Below are 15,991 nucleotides of genomic sequence, written 5' to 3'. Positions count from 1 at the left end.
GGCGGAGGGCCAGCTCATGATCATCAAGCGCGAGTTCTACATCAACGGCGAATGGGTCGCCCCCAAGGTCGCGCGGGATTGTCCGGTCATCGACCCCTCGACCGAAGAGGTCTGCGCGGTGATCTCGCTGGGCGATCAGGCCGACACCGATGCCGCAGTGGCTGCCGCCAAGGCCGCCTTCCCCGGCTGGGCGGCCACTCCACTGGCCGAAAGGCGCCGCGTCGTCGAACGGATCCTGGAGCAGTATTATCTGCGCAAGGAAGAAATGGCGCAGGCGATCAGTCTGGAAATGGGCGCGCCCATCGACATGAGCCGCGACGACCAGGCGGAATGCCTGCCCTGGCACCTGAAGAATTTCCTGACCGCCTTCGACCAGATCGAATGGATCCGCCCCCTGGGCCCGCATGCGCCCGACACGATGATTGCGCTGGAGCCGATCGGTGTGGTCGGCCTGATCACGCCCTGGAACTGGCCGATGAACCAGGTGACGCTGAAGGTGATCCCGGCATTGTTGGCAGGCTGCCCCTGCGTGCTGAAGCCTTCGGAAGAGGCGCCCCTGTCGTCGATGCTGTTTGCCGAATTCTGCCATGACGCGGGCGTGCCGCCGGGCGTGTTCAATCTGGTGAACGGCGATGGCGCCGGGGTGGGCACCCAGCTGTCAAGCCACCCGGATGTGGAGATGATCAGCTTTACCGGTAGCACGCGGGCGGGCCGCGCCATCAGCAAGGCTGCGGCCGAGACGCTGAAGCGGGTCACGCTGGAACTGGGCGGCAAGGGCGCGAACCTGATATTTGCCGATGCCGATGCCCGTGCGGTGGAACGCGGTGTGCGGCATATGATGAACAATTCGGGGCAAAGCTGCAACGCGCCCAGCCGGATGCTGGTGGAACGCAGCTACTACGACCGGGCGGTTGAAATTGCGGCCGAGGTGGCCAAAGGCATCAAGGTCGGGCCGGCCAGCGAGCCGGGCGATCACATCGGGCCGGTGGTGAACAAGCGCCAGTGGGACCAGATCCAGGCCTATATCCAGAAGGGCATCGACGAGGGCGCGCGCCTGGTGGCCGGGGGGCTGGGCCTGCCCGAGGGGATGAACAAGGGCTATTTCGTCCGACCCACGGTCTTTGCCGATGTGAAACCCGGCATGACCATCGAGCGGGAAGAGATCTTCGGCCCGGTCCTCTGCATCATGCCCTTCGACAGCGAGGAAGAGGCGGTGCGCATCGCCAACGACACGCCCTATGGGCTGACCAACTATGTCCAGTCGGCGGACGGTGCGCGGCGCAACCGGCTGGCGCGACAATTGCGGGCCGGGATGGTGGAGATGAACGGCAAGTCGCGCGGCGCGGGCGCGCCCTTCGGCGGCGTCAAGGCCAGCGGTCGGGCGCGCGAGGGCGGGGTCTGGGGGATCGAGGAGTTCCTGGAGGTCAAGGCGATCTCGGGTTGGGATATCAGCCTGGGCACAGCCGCGGAGTGACCCCGCCCCGGATCAAGCCCGGGACGAGAATCCCCTGCGTCACCCGAAGAAAACTTGACACAGGTGTCGAGATTGGCTGACATGGCGGCGAACGGAGGCCGCCATGACCCAGCATCCCCGACTGATGTCCCCCCTGAAATTGCGCGGCCATACCCTGCGCAACCGGATCGTGTTCGGCGCGCACACCGCGAACATGTCGGACCAGGGGATGCCGGGGCCGCGCTTCGGCAAGTATCTCCTGGAGCGCGCCCTGGGCGGGGCGGCGATGGTGGTGGCCGAACCCGTGCCGGTGCACCGGACGGGCGTGCTGACCCGGGGCAACTTCCTGCATTCCGATGACCGGGTGATCCCCGCCTTCCGCAAGATCACCGACGAGGTGAAGGACGCGGGGGCGGTCATCCTCCAGCAGCTCTACCACATCGGCGCGCATGGCGATTCGGACCTGAGCTTCGCGCCGCACTGGTCCCCCTCTGGCGGGCCGTCGTATCACGATTCCGATGGCAGCCACGCCATGACCGGGGCTGAGGTCGAGGAGCTGCTGGAAGCCCATGTCGCGGCGGCAGTCCGGGCCAAGGCCGCGGGCTTTCAGGGGGTGGAGGTCTGGGCGGCCTATCACTCGCTGCTGGACCAGTTCTGGACACCCTGGTCGAACCGGCGGACGGATCAGTGGGGCGGCTCGCTGGAAAACCGCACCCGCTTTTCCCGCACGCTGATCGAACGCATCCGGCGGGCCTGCGGCGAGGATTTCGTGATCGGTCTGGCCGTCAGCTATTCGGAAGCCTACCGCGTGACGCTGGGGGCCGAGGCGCTGTGCGAGATCCTCGACCTGCACGACCGCTCCGGCCATGTGGACTATGTGACCGTGGGCGCCGGGTCCTACCTGGAGTTCGAGTCGATCATTCCTCCGTTTACCCATGGCGAGAAGCTGACGACGCCGCTGACGGCCCATTTGAAGGGGGTGCTGAAACATGCGGTCGTGACCTCGGAAGCCGGGGTCAGGACGCCGGAGAACGGCGAGGCGATCATCGCTTCGGGTTTGGCGGACCTGGTGTCGATCGTGCGCGGCCAGATCGCCGACCCGCATCTGGCGCGGAAGGTGGCCGAGGGGCGGGCGGAGGACGTGCGGGGCTGCATCTCGTGCAACCAGATGTGCTGGGGGCGGCGGAGCCGGGACTACTGGATCTCCTGCCTGATCAACCCGAGCGCGGGGCGCGAGTTCGAATGGGGCGGGGACCGGTTCGTCGCTGCGCCCGAGCCGAAGGATGTGCTGGTGGTGGGCGCCGGGCCGGCGGGGCTGGAGGCGGCGCGGGTCGCGGCGGAACGCGGGCACCGGGTGGAGATCGTGGAGGCCGCGCCGGTGGTCGGCGGCCAGTTCCGGCTGGCCGGGATGCAGCCGCGGCGCGGGCAGATCCTGGAGCTGATGGACTGGTATGAGAGGCAGTTCGACAGGCTTGGCGTGCGGCTGCGGCTGAACACGTTCCTTGATGCCGAGGAGGTGGCGGCGCACCCGGCCGGGGTGGTGGTAGTGGCCACGGGCTCGCTGCCCGATGAAAGCGGCTTTCAGCGCTGGGTGCCGGAAGAGCCTGCCCTGCCGGGGATCGAGGCGGGCGGCGTCTGGTCGCCCGAGGCGGTCCTGCGGCGCGAGGCGCGGCTGGGCGACGCGGTGGTGGTCTATGACGAGGGCGGCAACTGGCGCGGGGTGGGCACGGCTTGGGCGCTGGCTGAGCAGGGGAAGAAGGTGACCATCGTCACGCCCGAGCCCTTCGTCGGCAAGGAACTGGCGCGGACGGCGGCGGACGGGGTGGTGCGGCGGCGGCTGGGGGCCCTGGGGGTGCGGATGCTGGCCGAGCACCGGCTGGTCCGCTGGCACGGCAACGGGGTGACGGTGCGGTCCTTCCTGACGGGGGAGGAGGAGGTGATCCCGGCTTCGGGTCTGGTGATGGCGACGACGAACCGGGCGTTCGATCCCTTGCCCGAGACGCTGCCGGGCAAGGTGCTGCACCGGATCGGGGACTGCGCGGCGCCAAGGCTTGCGGCCTATGCCTTTCACGAGGGGCGGAAGCTGGGCCTGTCGCTTTAGGCGGGTCATCAAGCCTGACCGCCTTTTTCACAAGCCTTGCGCCGCCTCAGAACGGAACCGGCGCTGTGAAGCTGACCCATTCGCCTGTCGTCGGATGGTGAAGCGCCAGGGTTTCTGCGTGCAACATCAGGCGCGCATGATCGGCCCGGGTCTCGGGCGCATAGATCTGGTCGCCAAGGATCGGATGGCCGAGTGCCAGCATGTGGACACGCAGCTGGTGGCTGCGGCCGGTATGAGGGGTCAGACGGACACGGGTTTCGTCATCCGTCCGCCCGATGACCTGCCAATCGGTGATTGCAGGCCGTCCGTGATGGGGGTCGATCTTCTGGCGCGGGCGGTAATCCCAGTCGCTTCCGATCGGCAGATCGACTGTGCCGCTGTCAGGTTCCAGACGCCCCTTCAGGCGGGCGACATAGGTCTTGCGCGCGCGGCGCTGCTCGAATTCCTGGCCAAGGAAGCCCTGGGCCTGTTTCGTGCGGGCAAAGATGATGACGCCGCTTGTGTCGCAATCCAGCCGGTGAACCGTCAGCGCATCCCATCGGGCGGCCTGGAGCCTGGCTATCAGGCAATCCTGCCTATCGGCAAGCTTGCCCGGAACCGTCAACAGGCCCGCGGGCTTGTCAAGGACAAGGATAGCTGAATCCTCGTACAGGATCGTCAGCGGCACATCCGGCGGCTCATAGGCGAAATCCGGGATCAGCGATGGCCTATGCAATGCGGTGGCCCTCGGCAATCAGGCGGTCGCGCAGATGGCGGATATGGACCGGGCCGACCTCGCAGCAGCCGCCGACAAGGGTGGCGCCTTGCCCTACCCAGCCCAGCGCGAAATCGGCATAGCGTTCCGGCGTCAGGTCGTGGCGCGCGCAATAGGCAGGGGCTTCGGTGCCATGGCTGTGCGGGATGATCTCGGAGAAGCCGTTGGCATAGGCACCGAAGGGCAGGCCCAGGGGTTTCAGCGCCGCAAGCGCGGCGGCCATTGCCTCGGGCATCGAACAATTGGCCAGCACGGCATCGGCCGGTGTATCGGCCAGAACCTCGGCCAGGGCGGCCACGGGTTCGCCCGAACGCAGGCGCGTGCCGTCACGGTCCTGCACCGAAACCGACAGCCAGACCGGGCGATCGGTGGCACGGGCGCCCCGCAGCGCGCCTCGGGCCAGTTCAAGCGAGGAAATGGTCTCGATCAGGATCAGATCGACATGTGGCGCCAGGATTCTGGCCTTTTCGGCATAAAGCGCTGCGCTGGTTTCGACCGGCGGGGTCAGGTCGGGGCGGTAGCTTTCGCCCAGGGGGCCCATCGAGCCGGCAATCAGCCCGCGCCCGGCGGCGGCGCGGGCCTCGTGCGCCTCGGCCAGCGCGCGCAGGTGCAGCGCGTGGTAGAGATGGTCGAGCCCTTGGGGGATCAGCCGGTCGTGCAGGATGTTGTAGGTGTTCGTGGTCGCCAGGCTGGCTCCGGCGGCGAAGTAGTCCTCATGAATCTTACGGACAAGGCCGGGGTGGTCCAGCATCACCCGCGTCGCCCAGAGCGGCCCGGGATCGGCACCTGCGCGCGCGATGAGCTCTTGCCCCATGCCGCCGTCAAGAAGGGTGATTTCGGTCATCGTTGCGGTCCTTCGATCGGCGCCCGGGGGGCCACACCCTCGGACCCTCATGGGAAATTTGGGCAAAGAGGAAGGAAAATTCCACGCCGGGCGTTCAGGCAGCGTCCCGGAAGACCTCGGCCAGCAGGGGCACAAGCCAGTCTTCGTCTTCCTGGGTGAAGGCGGCCGGGGTGTTGGAATCAAGATCCAGCACCCCCAGCAGCTCACCCTTTCCGTTCCATACCGGCAGAACAAGTTCCGACCTGGTGGTGGAGGAACAGGCGATGTGATCAGGGAAGGCATCGACATCGGGCACGTTCTGGACCAGGCCGCTGCGGGCGGCAGCACCGCAGACACCCCGGCTGAACGGAATGACCAGGCAGCCGTGACCGCCCTGATAGGGGCCTATCTTCAACAGGCCGGGCGCGACAACGCGATAGAAGCCGGTCCAGTCGCAAAAGGGGTGGGCGTGGTGGATTTCGCAGACCAGCGTGGCCATCAGCGCGACGGTATCGGTTTCGCCATGCGTCAGCGCGCGGATGGCGGCGGTGATCGCGGGACGGTCGATGTCAGTAGCCAAGGGCGCAGCCATCCTTTCTGGGGTCCGATGCGCCGATGAGGATGCCACCGTCGATGGCGATGGCCTGGGCGCCCCCAAGGGGAGTTTCGGGAATGATGACATGGTGACCCATTTCGGCAAGGTCGGCGCGAACCCTGTCGGAATATCCCCTCTCGACCTCCATCCCGTCGGGGCCGGAGAAAGAGCGGGGCGCGTCGATGGCCGATTGTGGATCAAGGCCGAAGTCGATCAGGTTCGACACGAAGCGGGCATGACCACAGGGCTGGTAGGCGCCCCCCATCACACCGAAGGGCATTATGACACGCCCGTGCTGCCGGATCATGCCAGGGATGATCGTATGCATCGGGCGCTTGCCCGGTCCGGCCTCGTTCGGGTGACCTTCGGCCAGGGTGAATCCCGCGCCGCGGTTCTGGAAGTTGATGCCGAATTTCGTCGAGGCGAGGCCAGATCCGAATCCCCAGAAGATCGAATAGATCAGCGAAACGGCCATGCGGTCGCGATCGACAACGGTGATGTAGATCGTGTCGCGGTGCATGGCTTCGGTCAGTGGGGCGGCTTGAGGCATCGCGCGCCCGGGGTCGATCAGGGCTGCAAGGCTGGCCGCCGTTTCGGGCGACAGCATATGGTCGAGCCGCCTGGTGTGGTCGGGGTCGGCAATGAAGCGGTTGCGGGCGTCATAGGCAAGTTTGGTCGCCTCTGCCTCGATATGGGCACGCTTGGCCCCGAACGGGTCCATCGACCCGATGTCGAAGTGGCTGAGGATGTTCAGAAGCAGGATCGCCGTCGCGCCCTGGCCGTTCGGCGGATGTTCGACCAGCTCGATCCCGCGATAGGGCCCGGCAACCGGAATGGTGTAATCGCAGGCTGTGGCGGCAAGGTCGTCAAGCGTGTGGCTGCCGCCCAGCGCGCGAAGCGAGGCTATCATGTCCTCGGCCACTTCACCTTCGTAAAAGCCGGCGCGACCTTGCCGCGCGATGCGGCGCAGAACCTCGGCCTGGCCGGGGGCACGGAAGATCTGGCCCACCTGCGGCGCCTTGCCGCCCAGGGTGTAGAAGTCGCGCGCAGCCCCTTTCAGGCAGGCGATGTCCTCGGCCCAGTCGAAGGCGACGCGGGGGGCGACGGGGATGCCTTCCTCGGCATAGCGGATGGCGGGGGCCAGGGTCTCGGCCAGGGATTTCAGGCCGTAGTCGGCATTTAGGCGGCAGAAGGCGTCGATCGCGCCAGGCAAGGTCACGGCCTCGATGCCATGGGTCGGAATCGCGGTCAATCCGCGCGCCCGCAGTTCGGCCGCGTTCAGCCCCTGGGGCGCCCGGCCCGATCCGTTCAGGCCGATGATTTCTTCCGAACCGGGCGGCTTGAGCAGCACGAAGCAATCGCCGCCGATCCCGGTCATCTGCGGCTCGGCAATGCCGAGGACCAGCGCCCCGGCAATGGCGGCATCCACGGCGTTGCCACCGGACTTCAGCATCTCGACCGCGACCTGGGCCGCGATCGGATGCGAGGTGGCCGCCATGCCGTTCGACGCATATACGGCCGAGCGGCCGGGACGGTGAAGATCGCGCATGATGCCCCCGAGTTTGCACCCATAGCTAGACCGGACGCTTGGCGAAGCCAAGAGGCGGAACGGAACGCCCGCCTTCCGCCGGGGTGACAGTCGCAGGTACCGGATGCCGGGGCGCGGCCTAGACGTGCAGGGGGCACTGTGCCCCGCTGCATCCTGGCGCAACCACACCAGGCATGCGGAGTGTTCGAGGCCGTTCGCTACGGATCTGACGCCTGCGGCACAGGCGGACCAAGCGGGATCGTGAAGCCCAGTCGGTTGGTGCCCCGTTGCCGACGATAAGTGATTTCGCAGGCCAGACTGCGGATCAGATACCACCCGAAACCGCCCTCGGGCAGGTCGCCCCCGGAAAGGTCGAATTCGGGCAGGCGCCCCGCGGGTGCGGTGCCGTTCGGCATGGGCGCGCCGTTGTCTATGACCTCACAGACGAGGCCGCCGGAAAACCGCATCAGGAAGATGGCAACATGCCCCGTCGCGGGTGCATAGGCGTGCTCGGCCACATTGTTCAGCACCTCGGCCAACACCAGTTCGACCGTTTGCCGGTGCCTGGGCGCAATCTCGCTGACCGGAGGCGCGGCAAGGATGGACCGAAGGGCCGCCCTGACCGAGGTCGGCTCTGCCCGGATTACAACGCCATGCGGACCGTCGCGTGCACAGGGTTCAGGCGCTGGCGGCATCTTCGATGGCAGCGTCGAGGGTGGGGTGGATGGTGAAGACCGTGTCCATCCGCGTAAGGCGGAAGACCTTTTCCACCGTCGGGGTCAGGCCGCAAAGGTCCAGCATTCGTTCGGGACCGAGCAGCTTCTTCACCGCAACGATGGCGCCAAGCCCGCTGGAATCAAGGAACTGCACCTGCGTCAGATCCAGCACGACCCGGCCCTCGCCGCCCGCAGTGATTTCGCGCATTCTTTCCTTGAACTGGATTGCGGTCGCTGCGTCGATCCGCGCATCCAGCACGGTGACGGTCGTGACCGTGGACTGCGTCCGAGTTTGCAATTGCATCGCGGCCCCCTGGCTGACGTTTCCGCCAGCCTAGGGGCAAAGGGTTAGCGGAAGGTAAGCGTCAGTTCAGATGGAAGACCAGCGGATAGCGGCCATCCTGGAAATCGCCGAACAGTTCGGCAAGATCCGGGTGATCCACCGGTTCCCCTGTCTCATCCGGTACCAGGTTCTGCTCGGACACATAGGCCACATAGTAGCTTTGGTCGTTTTCGGCCAGCAGATGGTAGAAAGGCTGGTTCTTCGCAGGCCTGCTGTCTTCGGGAATGTTCTCATACCACTCGTCGGTGTTCGAGAACATCGCATCGACGTCAAAGACGACACCGCGGAAGGGATGCTTCCGATGACGAAGCACCTGACCCAGATGATATTTGGCGTGGGTTGTCTGCATAGCCACGGCCCCCATGGGCCTTTCTACTCCCGAACTGCTTTCATTGTCCACCTGTCCGGATCTGGGCAAGGGAAACAGTCTGTGAACATGCGCCCGACAGTCACGTTTTCTCGCGGCGATCTGAATGGGTGCCGGGGTGTTCCCCATTTCATCGCCCGGATCTTTGGGGTAGTGTGGCCCCAACAAAAAGAAGGCACGAGGGGCAGATGAGCAGGTTTCTCCGTGCGTCAATCCTGTTGATGATGCTTGCCGCCTGCGGCGGCGGGGGGAACTATTCCGCCCCACGGCAACTGGATGACGCTTGCGCCATCATCCGGGAACGCCCGCACTACCTGCGGGCGATGGAGCGGACCGAGCGCCGTTGGGGCATTCCCGTGCATGTGCAGATGGCGACGATTCATCAGGAATCGAAGTTCATCGGAAATGCGCGCACGCCGCACCGCTTTGCCCTGGGGGTGATTCCGATGGGCCGGCAAAGCACCGCCTACGGCTACAGCCAGGCCCTGAACGGCACATGGGAGGAATACCTGGCCACCGCCGGGCATCGGCGGGCCAAGCGTGACGACATCGCCGATGCGACCGATTTCATGGGCTGGTACATGGACGAATCCTCGCGCCGGCTTGGCATTTCCAAGTCCGATGCCGAAAGCCAGTATCTTGCCTATCACGAGGGGAGGACAGGTTTTGCCAACCAGTCCTATCTGAACAAGCCTTGGCTGGTGGAAGTGGCAAAGCGCGTCGGGGCACGATCAGAGATGTATCGCCAGCAGCTCGCCTACTGTCGCTGAGCGTGTACCATGCGACGGCAGCGCGAAGGACTTCCGCGCAGCAGCGTCAGTTCCGGCGAGCCGTCATCTCGGCCGAGATGTCGAACAGCCCGGCACCAAGCTGCACGCCCTTCTTCATCTCGCCAAGGATCACCGTCGTCTGCTGGCCCAGGTCATCGGTGATGATCCACTGGCGCAACTCGACCGGATTCGCGGTGAAGACCAGTTCGATCGTCCCGTATTCCGGGTGCTCTGGATCCTGTGCTCGCACACGGGTCGATGTGCCGTCCTCGGTATGCCCGACCACCATCTTCGCCCGGCCAAGGTCGATGTTCCCGGCAAGGATCAGGTTCAAGGGCGTACGCTTCAGCGGATACTGTTCGGGCGGCTGGTTGGACTTTGCATCGAAGATCGCCACCTGCTGGCCCCCCGCGATGACCAGACTGCGATCGGGCGGGGCATATTCGAACCGTGCCCGTCCGGGACGGCGGATATAGATCTTGCCCAGCGAGATCGAGCCGTCGGCGTTCACCTGGGTAAAGTCGGCCTCGACCGTCGTCAGTCCGTTCAGATACTGCGACAGGGTGGCAAGCGGAATCTTCTCGGCCGCCGCGGGAAGGGGCAGCAGCAGGGCAAGCGGGGCCAGGATGGCGGTGCGGCGGTTCATGCGGGGGAATATATGTGGCACGCGGGTGACTTGCACCCCCGGGCATTCCGCAGTCACAAGGACGTGCCGACCGCGTGAAAGAGCGTGAGGTCACAGGTTTTGCTGCCAGGTTTCCATTCTGTGGAAGATTATTCCACGTTTGGTCACTGAGATCGAAGCTTCTTGCGCGAGTTGCGGCTTGATGGCGGATAATCCCCAAGAAATTCCAGGGCTGCGCGCGTATCTTGCCCGGCAATGCAACATTTGCGGTCGGGGTGGCTGAGATGAAGATCGTTGTGCTTGGCGCGGGCGTGATCGGGGTGACCTCGGCCTGGTATCTGGCGCGCGCGGGGCATGAGGTGACGGTGATCGACCGTCAGCCTGCCCCAGCGCTGGAAACGTCTTTCGCCAATGCCGGCGAAATCAGCCCCGGCTATGCCTCGCCCTGGGCCGCACCGGGCATCCCGCTGAAGGCGCTGAAGTGGATATTCCAGGAACATGCGCCGCTGATCATCCAGCCGCGGCCTGACTGGGCCAAGCTGTCCTGGATGGCACGGATGCTGATGAACTGCACGGCTTCGGCCTATGCCGTGAACAAGTCGCGCATGGTGCGGCTGGCGGAATATTCGCGCGACTGTCTGATCGAACTGCGGGCCGAGACCGGGATTTCCTACGACGAACGAACGCAAGGTACGCTGCAACTGTTCCGCACCGAAAAGCAGGTGGCCGCGACGGAAAAGGACATCGCGGTGCTGAAGGCTGACGGCGTGGCCTTCGAGGTGCTGGACGCCGATGCCTGCGTCGCTACGGAACCCGGCCTGGCCGGGGCGCGCGGCAGGATTGCGGGCGGGCTGCGCTTGCCAGGGGATGAGACAGGTGACTGCTTCAAGTTCACCCAAAACCTGTCGCAGCTGGCCCAAGCTCAGGACGTGACCTTCCGCTATGGCGTCACCATCGACCGGCTTCAGGTCGAAGGCGACCGGGTGATTGCGGCGCACACCTCCGAAGGGCCCGTGACCGCAGATGCCTTCGTGGTGGCGCTGGGTTCCTACTCGCCCATGCTGGTGCGGGAGTTCGGAATCAGGCTGCCGGTCTATCCGGTGAAAGGCTATTCGATCACTGTCCCGATCGTGGATGAGGGCCTCGCGCCGCTGTCAACCGTAATGGACGAAACACACAAGATCGCCATCACGCGGCTGGGCGACCGCATCCGTGTGGGCGGCATGGCAGAGATCGCCGGCTTCGACCTGAGCCTGAAGGCCAAGCGTCAGGCTACGCTGACGCATTCGGTCGAGGATCTGTTCGGCGGCGCAGGCGACCAGTCGCGCGCGACGTTCTGGTGCGGCCTGCGTCCGATGACCCCGGACGGAACTCCGATCGTCGGTCGGTCGCCGATTGCCAACCTGTATCTGAACACCGGCCACGGCACGCTGGGCTGGACAATGGCTGCAGGTTCAGGCCGGGTGCTGGCCGACATCGTCAGTGGCCGCCGGGCCGAGATCGAGGCCGCCGACTTGGGCTATTCCCGTTATCTGCGCGAAGCCGGCAAGGGACGGCGCGCAGGCGCCAGGCTGCCGGTGCCGGCCTGACGGGCCGCGTTCAACCTGGTCTGACAGGGCGCACCGGGCGGACCGAACCGCCTGTCACCGGCGCCTTGCGCAGCAGGACGATGCTGCGGTCGCCTGCCGTATCTCTGGGGGCAAGGGCGCTCAGCCAGTCCCGCGCAGACTGGAAGCGCGCCGACGGCCTGACCGACATTGCCCTGTCGATACTTTCAAGGAACCCGGCCGGGTAGCCGGCAAAGCGTCCCGCCAGGGGCGTGACGGGATCCGGGCGGCGTTCGACCGCGGCGGATAGGCGGCTCTGGCAATCGGCTGGCGCAGCGCCGGTAATGGCGTGGTAGAGTGTGGCCCCAAGCGCGTAAAGATCGCTCCACGGTCCGGCGGTGGCGCCGCCGGAATAAAGTTCGTAAGGGGAATAGCCATCCTTCACCATGCTGAGTCCGGTCTGCAGCGAGGCATCTTGCGCGGTGGCACTGCGGACGGCGCCGAAGTCGATGAGCACCGGCTCTCCGCTCAGGCTGAGGCAGATGTTGTCAGGAGAGACATCGCAGTGCAGCATCCTGCGTTGGTGAATATGATCCAGCGCCGACAGCAGCTTGCGCGCAAGATCGACCAGCTGCCCGGCGGCAAGATGCATCTTGCCCTCATCGACGACCTGAAGCAGGTCGTAGCCCCGGACATAGTCCAGTGCCATGTAGGCAGTGTCGTTGTCTTCGAACACCTGGTGGACGCGGACGATGTTCGGGTGCGACATGGCGGCAAGGGTGTGCGCCTCACGCAGGAAGCCGCGCATCACCTTCCCAAGGTGAACCCGCCCGCTTTCCGACCGGGGACGGACCCGGGTCTGACTGCGCCGGCAGAAGGCGCCGACGAAGCATTCCTTCAGCACCACGTCGCGGTTCAGGCTGTCCTTGGCAAGGTAGGTAATGCCGAAGCCGCCACTGTTGAGAAACTTCGTGATCCGGTACTGGCCGTGAAAGACCGTCGTGCCCACGGGCAGTTCATCGGTAATTTCGAGATCGTCCGAAAGTCTGTCGAGAGCCATGGCGCAGTGACCCTTCACGCTGTCCCCATCCGCAGGGCGCAAACACGCCCTGCATGAAGTCAGGCTAGGCCCACAACTCCAGATTGCAACCGAAAAGCTTTGAAAATTCGAAGGGTTGTTCGCGTTTCGCAAACAAAGCCCATGGTAAGCCTATGATTATATCCACTGCCTGACTTTCAACCGAAGCGGGCCCCCATCTCCCCAGGGCAGAACTGCCCGCATTCCGCCCGATCGAGCCGCTGACGCCGAATCACAGTATGGCCGAATTGGAACGCCGGTCAGCGTTCCTCGACCAGGATCTCGCGCTTGCCGACGTGGTTTGCGCGGGTGACGATGCCCTGTTCCTCCATCTGTTCCACCAGGCGGGCGGCCTTGTTGTAGCCGATGCCCAGCTTGCGCTGGATGTAGGAGGTAGAGCATTTGCGATCGCGCGCGACGATCGCCACAGCCTGGTCGTAAAGCGCGTCGTCCGAAGAACCTTCGCCCGCCCCCAGGCCCAGCACAAGGTCGATCTCGCTGGCGACTTCGTCCTCCGGCCCCTCGACAACGCCCGACATGTAGACCGGCGGGCCGAAGCTCTTGAGGTGGTTGACGATCTCTTCCACTTCCTCGTCCGAAACGAACGGCCCGTGGATCCGGGTGATCTTCGCGCCGTTGCCCATGTAGAGCATGTCGCCCGCGCCCAGCAGCTGCTCGGCCCCCTGCTCGCCCAGGATCGTGCGGCTGTCGATCTTCGAGGTGACCTGGAAGCTGATCCGCGTCGGGAAGTTCGCCTTGATCGTGCCGGTGATGACATCGACCGAAGGCCGCTGCGTCGCCATGATCAGGTGGATGCCCGACGCCCGCGCCATCTGGGCAAGGCGCTGGATGCAGGCCTCGATCTCCTTGCCCGCCACCATCATCAGGTCGGCCATCTCGTCCACGATGACGACGATGTAGGGGAAGGGCTGCGGCGCAAACTCTTCCGTCTCGAACACCGGATCGCCGGTTTCCTCGTCGAAGCCGGTCTGGATCGTGCGCTTGAACATCTCGCCCTTGGACAGCGCCTCGCGGACGCGGCCGTTGTAGCCCTCGATGTTCCGCACGCCCATCTTGGACATCTTGCGGTAACGTTCCTCCATCTCGCCCACAACCCATTTCAGCGCCACCACGGCCTTCTTCGGGTCGGTCACGACGGGGGACAGAAGATGCGGGATGCCGTCGTACACGGAGAGTTCCAGCATCTTCGGGTCGATCATGATCAGCCGGCATTCCTCGGGCGTCAGCTTGTAGAGCAGGCTGAGAATCATCGTGTTGATCGCGACCGACTTGCCCGAACCCGTCGTCCCCGCAATCAGCAGGTGCGGCATCTTGGCGAGGTTCGCCACGACAGGTTCCCCGCCGATGTCCTTGCCCAGCGCCAAGGGCAGCCGCATCTGGCTGTCGCCGAAGTCGCGGCTGGACAGGATCTCGCGCAGCACCACCTTTTCGCGATGCGCGTTGGGCAGTTCGATGCCGATGACCGACCGGCCCGGCACTGTCGAGACGCGGGCCGACAAGGCCGACATCGACCGCGCGATGTCGTCAGCCAGGCCGATCACGCGCGAGGCCTTCAGGCCGGGCGCCGGTTCCAGCTCGTACATGGTCACCACCGGGCCGGGGCGGACGGCAACGATCTCGCCCTTCACGCCATAGTCATCCAGCACCGATTCCAGCATCCGCGCGTTCTCTTCCAGCGCCTCGTCGGAAAGCTGGCTGCGCTGCACCGTTGAGGGGCTTGCCAAGAGGCTGAGCGGCGGCAGTTCGTAGGCTGGCGCGGCATCATCGAATCGCAGGGCGGGCTGCGTCTCGGCCAGTGCCTGACGCGACGGGGTGGGCTTGCGCACGGCATGTTGCACCACGCCGCGACGGTCGGTTGCCGGACCAAGGGCGCGGGGTGCGGGATCGAAATCCTCCAGCGGCGCGTCGTCGAGGTCGTCCTCCAGCGGTTCGCCCCACGCCGCCTCGGAGGCGGACATGTTGTCGGTCGCGTCGTCCTCATCGCTGCCTTCCGCCTGCCAGGCCGGCTGGGTGGCAGCATGTGGGGCAGTCAGCGGCGGCGTGGCGACACGGGTGGCCACAGGTGGGGTTCGGGTGTCGGCAATCAGCGGCGCCGGACCCTTGGGCCGCATGACCGGAGGTTCCACGCGCGCGCTCTGCGGCAGCGGCGGCGGAGCCACAGGGAAATCGGGCGAATGCTTCAGCCGGCTGCGGATCACGTCAGAAATCCGCGCCTTGATCCGGTCTTCGGTCGGCATCGCGGCATCCCAGGACGGGGCCTCGGCTTCGACCAGCTCCGGCTCGGGCTGGTGTCTGCGGCGCAGACGTTCCAGCAGGCCCAGCCTCGGGGCGGTCATCGAAGGCGCCGCGGATGCAGGCTCGGGGGGGGCGGCCGGCCGGGCCTCCGACCGCAACGGGGGCGTCATGACGCGCGAGCGGCCCGAGGGCAACGAGGCCGGCTGGGCCGGCGCGCGCGCCGGGCTGGCGCGCAGCGGTTCGGGCGACATGGCACCGGCCACAGGCGGCACGGCGCGGCGAATCCCTGCATCGCGTCCCAACGATGAGGGCACGGCGGCGGCCCGGCTGCGCGCACGGTCCTGCAAGGCCAGCGCCCCGCTGACCGCGCCGCGCGCACCCGACCCCAGTGCCTGGGCGGCGGCATTGTACCCGAGGATCGACCCCAGCAGCAGGAACCGCCAGATCGCCTGCACCTCGGCCAGGTCGAAGCCGGTGACATAAAGCATGAAGACGATGAGACCGGCAAAGGTCAGCAGCGACAGGAACTTCAGCCCGAAGCCGGCGCTGCCCGGAACCACACCGATCAGCGACCCCAGCACCGTGTCGCCGAACAGCCCGCCAAGACCGAAGGTATGCGCCCAGTCGGACCCCGGCACCAGGGTCGCGCAGTGAACGGCGGCGAAGGCCACCGCGATCACGGCAAAGACCACCCGGCCCAGCGCGCGTTCGCCGCCGCGGTGGATCATGAAGCGCACCCCCCAGGCCATGAAGATCAGCGGGATCGACCAGGCACCCTTGCCGATCAGGATGATCAGGGTCGAGGCGACGGCCGCCCCGAAGCGGCCCAGCATGTTGCGGGCAGGTTCGTCGGTGGCCACCATCCAGCCCGGATCCTCGGGCGAGTAGCTGCCCAACATGAGCGCGAAGGCCACCCCGATCAGGATCAGGACCAGCCCCAGAAGCTCGCGCCCCCGGCGTTCCAGCATTGCCTGCGTCGTCTGGTCCAGAAGCGGATCGCGCTGCCGTGCCTGAAAGGATGCCATGCCGTCCCTC

14 protein-coding genes are annotated in these 15,991 nt (G+C 65.9%); 4 read left to right on the top strand and 10 right to left on the bottom strand.

Going from position 1 to position 15,991, the window contains the following annotated elements:
• The first annotated feature begins 16 nt into the window (after positions 1-16).
• Both EYB42_RS08060 and EYB42_RS17705 read left to right on the top strand, forming a co-directional pair.
• Positions 17-1,474: an aldehyde dehydrogenase family protein gene (locus EYB42_RS08060; RefSeq protein ID WP_135449467.1), complete on the top strand. Its 1,458-nt coding sequence runs from the start codon at positions 17-19 to the stop codon at positions 1,472-1,474.
• Between the two features lie 103 nt (positions 1,475-1,577).
• On the top strand, positions 1,578-3,554 hold the full coding sequence (locus tag EYB42_RS17705) for an FAD-dependent oxidoreductase (RefSeq protein ID WP_135449465.1): 1,977 nt from the start codon (positions 1,578-1,580) through the stop codon (positions 3,552-3,554).
• Between the two features lie 46 nt (positions 3,555-3,600).
• Here EYB42_RS17705 and EYB42_RS08050 read toward each other — a convergent pair whose 3' ends face one another.
• The 7 genes from EYB42_RS08050 to hspQ form a co-directional block, all read right to left on the bottom strand.
• The gene (locus EYB42_RS08050) at positions 3,601-4,269 is read right to left on the bottom strand and encodes an RluA family pseudouridine synthase (protein WP_240784037.1); all 669 of its coding nucleotides are present in this window, start codon (positions 4,267-4,269) and stop codon (positions 3,601-3,603) included.
• The gene (locus EYB42_RS08045) at positions 4,262-5,152 is read right to left on the bottom strand and encodes a homocysteine S-methyltransferase family protein (protein WP_135449463.1); all 891 of its coding nucleotides are present in this window, start codon (positions 5,150-5,152) and stop codon (positions 4,262-4,264) included. Before EYB42_RS08045 ends, EYB42_RS08050 begins: the two co-directional genes overlap by 8 nt.
• Before the next feature lie 94 nt (positions 5,153-5,246).
• On the bottom strand, positions 5,247-5,723 hold the full coding sequence (locus tag EYB42_RS08040; protein WP_135449462.1) for a GAF domain-containing protein: 477 nt from the start codon (positions 5,721-5,723) through the stop codon (positions 5,247-5,249).
• Positions 5,701-7,275 (bottom strand): gamma-glutamyltransferase family protein, encoded by a 1,575-nt coding sequence (locus EYB42_RS08035; protein ID WP_135449460.1) that lies wholly within the window; start codon positions 7,273-7,275, stop codon positions 5,701-5,703. Before EYB42_RS08035 ends, EYB42_RS08040 begins: the two co-directional genes overlap by 23 nt.
• A gap of 197 nt (positions 7,276-7,472) precedes the next feature.
• On the bottom strand, positions 7,473-7,949 hold the full coding sequence (locus EYB42_RS08030) for an ATP-binding protein (protein WP_135449458.1): 477 nt from the start codon (positions 7,947-7,949) through the stop codon (positions 7,473-7,475).
• Positions 7,933-8,274, bottom strand: coding sequence for an STAS domain-containing protein (locus tag EYB42_RS08025; protein WP_135449456.1), 342 nt, complete (start codon positions 8,272-8,274; stop codon positions 7,933-7,935). The genes EYB42_RS08030 and EYB42_RS08025 overlap by 17 nt, the downstream gene beginning before the upstream one ends.
• Before the next feature lie 61 nt (positions 8,275-8,335).
• Positions 8,336-8,662, bottom strand: coding sequence for a heat shock protein HspQ (gene hspQ / locus EYB42_RS08020; protein ID WP_135449454.1), 327 nt, complete (start codon positions 8,660-8,662; stop codon positions 8,336-8,338).
• A 206-nt stretch (positions 8,663-8,868) separates the two neighbouring features.
• Between hspQ and EYB42_RS08015 the strand changes: the two genes are divergently transcribed.
• Positions 8,869-9,450 carry a transglycosylase SLT domain-containing protein gene (locus EYB42_RS08015; protein ID WP_135449452.1) on the top strand — a complete coding sequence of 194 codons (582 nt, stop codon included), beginning with the start codon at positions 8,869-8,871 and terminating at the stop codon, positions 9,448-9,450.
• Between the two features lie 46 nt (positions 9,451-9,496).
• Here EYB42_RS08015 and EYB42_RS08010 read toward each other — a convergent pair whose 3' ends face one another.
• On the bottom strand, positions 9,497-10,096 hold the full coding sequence (locus EYB42_RS08010) for a LolA family protein (protein WP_135449450.1): 600 nt from the start codon (positions 10,094-10,096) through the stop codon (positions 9,497-9,499).
• Positions 10,097-10,320: 224 nt separating this feature from the next.
• Between EYB42_RS08010 and EYB42_RS08005 the strand changes: the two genes are divergently transcribed.
• On the top strand, positions 10,321-11,664 hold the full coding sequence (locus EYB42_RS08005) for a D-amino acid dehydrogenase (protein WP_135449448.1): 1,344 nt from the start codon (positions 10,321-10,323) through the stop codon (positions 11,662-11,664).
• A 10-nt stretch (positions 11,665-11,674) separates the two neighbouring features.
• Here the strand turns inward: EYB42_RS08005 and EYB42_RS08000 are convergent, their stop codons facing one another.
• Both EYB42_RS08000 and EYB42_RS07995 read right to left on the bottom strand, forming a co-directional pair.
• On the bottom strand, positions 11,675-12,682 hold the full coding sequence (locus EYB42_RS08000; RefSeq protein WP_135449447.1) for a serine/threonine-protein kinase: 1,008 nt from the start codon (positions 12,680-12,682) through the stop codon (positions 11,675-11,677).
• Between the two features lie 278 nt (positions 12,683-12,960).
• Complete coding sequence (locus tag EYB42_RS07995; RefSeq protein ID WP_135449445.1) at positions 12,961-15,981, bottom strand: DNA translocase FtsK; 3,021 nt, start codon at positions 15,979-15,981, stop codon at positions 12,961-12,963.
• Positions 15,982-15,991: the final 10 nt, after the last annotated feature.

This window comes from Tabrizicola caldifontis, from assembly GCF_004762095.1.
In the GTDB taxonomy this organism is placed as follows: Bacteria; Pseudomonadota; Alphaproteobacteria; order Rhodobacterales; family Rhodobacteraceae; genus Tabrizicola; species Tabrizicola caldifontis.
Note: the sequence above shows the minus strand (reverse complement) of the source record. Positions and strands in the feature narration are given on the sequence as shown.

Bases quoted from the DNA above. Each gene is read 5' to 3' on its own strand.
- EYB42_RS08060 (WP_135449467.1), top strand. From the start codon at position 17: ATGATCATCAAGCGCGAGTTCTACATCAACGGCGAATGGGTCGCCCCC.
- EYB42_RS17705 (WP_135449465.1), top strand. From the start codon at position 1,578: ATGACCCAGCATCCCCGACTGATGTCCCCCCTGAAATTGCGCGGCCAT.
- EYB42_RS08045 (WP_135449463.1), bottom strand. From the start codon at position 5,152: ATGACCGAAATCACCCTTCTTGACGGCGGCATGGGGCAAGAGCTCATC.
- EYB42_RS08040 (WP_135449462.1), bottom strand. From the start codon at position 5,723: ATGGCTGCGCCCTTGGCTACTGACATCGACCGTCCCGCGATCACCGCC.
- EYB42_RS08035 (WP_135449460.1), bottom strand. From the start codon at position 7,275: ATGCGCGATCTTCACCGTCCCGGCCGCTCGGCCGTATATGCGTCGAAC.
- EYB42_RS08030 (WP_135449458.1), bottom strand. From the start codon at position 7,949: ATGCCGCCAGCGCCTGAACCCTGTGCACGCGACGGTCCGCATGGCGTT.
- EYB42_RS08025 (WP_135449456.1), bottom strand. From the start codon at position 8,274: ATGCAATTGCAAACTCGGACGCAGTCCACGGTCACGACCGTCACCGTG.
- hspQ (WP_135449454.1), bottom strand. From the start codon at position 8,662: ATGCAGACAACCCACGCCAAATATCATCTGGGTCAGGTGCTTCGTCAT.
- EYB42_RS08015 (WP_135449452.1), top strand. From the start codon at position 8,869: ATGAGCAGGTTTCTCCGTGCGTCAATCCTGTTGATGATGCTTGCCGCC.
- EYB42_RS08010 (WP_135449450.1), bottom strand. From the start codon at position 10,096: ATGAACCGCCGCACCGCCATCCTGGCCCCGCTTGCCCTGCTGCTGCCC.
- EYB42_RS08000 (WP_135449447.1), bottom strand. From the start codon at position 12,682: ATGGCTCTCGACAGACTTTCGGACGATCTCGAAATTACCGATGAACTG.
- EYB42_RS07995 (WP_135449445.1), bottom strand. From the start codon at position 15,981: ATGGCATCCTTTCAGGCACGGCAGCGCGATCCGCTTCTGGACCAGACG.